This is a genomic window from Cupriavidus plantarum (genome assembly GCF_905397285.1).
In the GTDB taxonomy this organism is placed as follows: Bacteria; Pseudomonadota; Gammaproteobacteria; order Burkholderiales; family Burkholderiaceae; genus Cupriavidus; species Cupriavidus plantarum.
Genome location: NZ_CAJPUX010000021.1, coordinates 1 through 3,110, shown reverse-complemented (window position 1 = coordinate 3,110; position 3,110 = coordinate 1). Strand labels below are relative to the sequence as shown.

General features: G+C 53.5%; 2 rRNA genes. Both read right to left on the bottom strand.

Features of this window, described 5'->3' with window-relative positions:
• A 5S ribosomal RNA gene (gene rrf, locus KHP16_RS28175) occupies nt 1–83 on the bottom strand; the annotation flags it as partial.
• Nucleotides 84–204: 121 nt separating this feature from the next.
• Nucleotides 205–3,083 (bottom strand): 23S ribosomal RNA (locus tag KHP16_RS28170).
• Nucleotides 3,084–3,110 lie beyond the last annotated feature (27 nt).

Sequence of the window (3,110 nt, the reverse complement as noted above, 5' to 3'; positions counted from 1 at the left end):
TCCGCACTATCATCGGCGCGGAGTTGTTTCACGGTCCTGTTCGGGATGGGAAGGGGTGGTTCCAACTCGCTATGGTCACCAGGCATAAGGGGTTGTCACGCTGAGGAGGTCAGCATGACGAATCTGGGTGTAGTAAAGATTGGGTTGTGCTTGTTCACTGGCACATTGGCGGAACGCTATCACCAGGCAAGACACACTGGTTATAGGATCAAGCCTTACGGGCAATTAGTACTGGTTAGCTTAACGCATTACTGCGCTTCCACACCCAGCCTATCAACGTCCTGGTCTCGAACGACCCTTCAAGGAGGTCAAGCCTCCAGGGAATCCTCATCTTCAGGCGAGTTTCCCGCTTAGATGCTTTCAGCGGTTATCTCTTCCGTACATAGCTACCCTGCGATGCCTCTGGCGAGACAACAGGTACACCAGCGGTACGTCCACTCCGGTCCTCTCGTACTAGGAGCAGCCCCCGTCAAGATTCCAACGCCCACGGCAGATAGGGACCAAACTGTCTCACGACGTTTTAAACCCAGCTCACGTACCTCTTTAAATGGCGAACAGCCATACCCTTGGGACCGGCTACAGCCCCAGGATGAGATGAGCCGACATCGAGGTGCCAAACACCGCCGTCGATATGAACTCTTGGGCGGTATCAGCCTGTTATCCCCAGAGTACCTTTTATCCGTTGAGCGATGGCCCTTCCATTCAGAACCACCGGATCACTATGTCCTGCTTTCGCACCTGCTCGACTTGTCGGTCTCGCAGTTAAGCACGCTTTTGCCATTGCACTTTAGGTACGATGTCCGACCGTACCAAGCGTACCTTCGAACTCCTCCGTTACACTTTGGGAGGAGACCGCCCCAGTCAAACTGCCTACCATGCACTGTCCCCGACCCGGATTCACGGGCCAAGGTTAGAACCTCAAACAAACCAGGGTGGTATTTCAAGGACGGCTCCACGTGAACTAGCGTCCACGCTTCAAAGCCTCCCACCTATCCTACACAGATCGGTTCAAAGTCCAATGCAAAGCTACAGTAAAGGTTCATGGGGTCTTTCCGTCTAGCCGCGGGGAGATTGCATCATCACAAACACTTCAACTTCGCTGAGTCTCGGGAGGAGACAGTGTGGCCATCGTTACGCCATTCGTGCAGGTCGGAACTTACCCGACAAGGAATTTCGCTACCTTAGGACCGTTATAGTTACGGCCGCCGTTTACCGGGACTTCAATCAAGAGCTTGCACCCCATCATTTAATCTTCCGGCACCGGGCAGGCGTCACACCCTATACGTCCACTTTCGTGTTTGCAGAGTGCTGTGTTTTTATTAAACAGTCGCAGCCACCATTTTATTGCAACCCCTTCACCCTTCTGGCGCAGGCCAGTCAAGCTACCAGGGCGTACCTTATCCCGAAGTTACGGTACCAATTTGCCGAGTTCCTTCTCCCGAGTTCTCTCAAGCGCCTTAGAATACTCATCTCGCCCACCTGTGTCGGTTTGCGGTACGGTCTCGTATGACTGAAGCTTAGAGGCTTTTCTTGGAACCACTTCCGATTGCTTCGCAGCATAAAGCCGCTCGCCCCACATCCTTGAATTCCGCGCCCGGATTTGCCTGAGCGCCTTCTCCAATGCAGGGACCGGGACTTCCAACACCCGGACAACCTTCCGCGATCCGTCCCCCCATCGCATCATACGACGGTGCAGGAATATTAACCTGCTTCCCATCAGCTACGCATCTCTGCCTCGCCTTAGGGGCCGACTCACCCTACGCCGATGAACGTTGCGTAGGAAACCTTGGGCTTACGGCGAGGGGGCCTTTCACCCCCTTTATCGCTACTCATGTCAGCATTCGCACTTCTGATACCTCCAGCATCCTTTACAAGACACCTTCACAGGCTTACAGAACGCTCTCCTACCACGCGCTTACGCGCGTCCGCAGCTTCGGTGACTGGCTTAGCCCCGTTACATCTTCCGCGCAGGACGACTCGATCAGTGAGCTATTACGCTTTCTTTAAAGGGTGGCTGCTTCTAAGCCAACCTCCTGACTGTTTTAGCCTTCCCACTTCGTTTCCCACTTAGCCAATCTTGGGGACCTTAGCTGGCGGTCTGGGTTGTTTCCCTCTTGACACCGGACGTTAGCACCCGATGTCTGTCTCCCGTGATTGCACTCTTCGGTATTCGGAGTTTGCTATGGCGGGGTAATCAGCAATAGACCCCCCAACCATGACAGTGCTCTACCCCCGAAGGTGAGACACGAGGCACTACCTAAATAGTTTTCGGAGAGAACCAGCTATTTCCAGATTTGTTTAGCCTTTCACCCCTATCCACAGCTCATCCCCTAATTTTTCAACATTAGTGGGTTCGGTCCTCCAGTACGTGTTACCGCACCTTCAACCTGGCCATGGATAGATCATCTGGTTTCGGGTCTACACCCAGCGACTCAACGCCCTGTTCGGACTCGCTTTCGCTACGCCTTCCCTAATCGGTTAAGCTTGCCACTGAATGTAAGTCGCTGACCCATTATACAAAAGGTACGCCGTCACCCGTTTCCAGGCTCCGACTGTTTGTATGCATGCGGTTTCAGGATCTATTTCACTCCCCTCCCGGGGTTCTTTTCGCCTTTCCCTCACGGTACTGGTTCACTATCGGTCGATCACGAGTATTTAGCCTTGGAGGATGGTCCCCCCATCTTCAGACAGGATTTCACGTGTCCCGCCCTACTTGTCGTACACCTAGTTCCACAATCGTGTTTTCGCATACAGGGCTATCACCTGCTATGGCCGGGCTTTCCATCCCGTTCTGCTAACACCACTGCTAAAGAGTACAAGGCTCTTCCCATTTCGTTCGCCACTACTTTGGGAATCTCGGTTGATTTCTGTTCCTGCAGCTACTTAGATGTTTCAGTTCGCCGCGTTCGCTTCCCTTGCCTATGTATTCAGCAAGGGATGACCCATTCGGGCCGGGTTTCCCCATTCGGACATCTCCGGATCAAAGCTTGTTTGCCAGCTCCCCGAAGCTTTTCGCAGGCTACCGCGTCCTTCATCGCCTGTGATCGCCAAGGCATCCACCACATGCACTTGTTCGCTTGACCCTATAACGAGTGTGTCTCTTCGACACG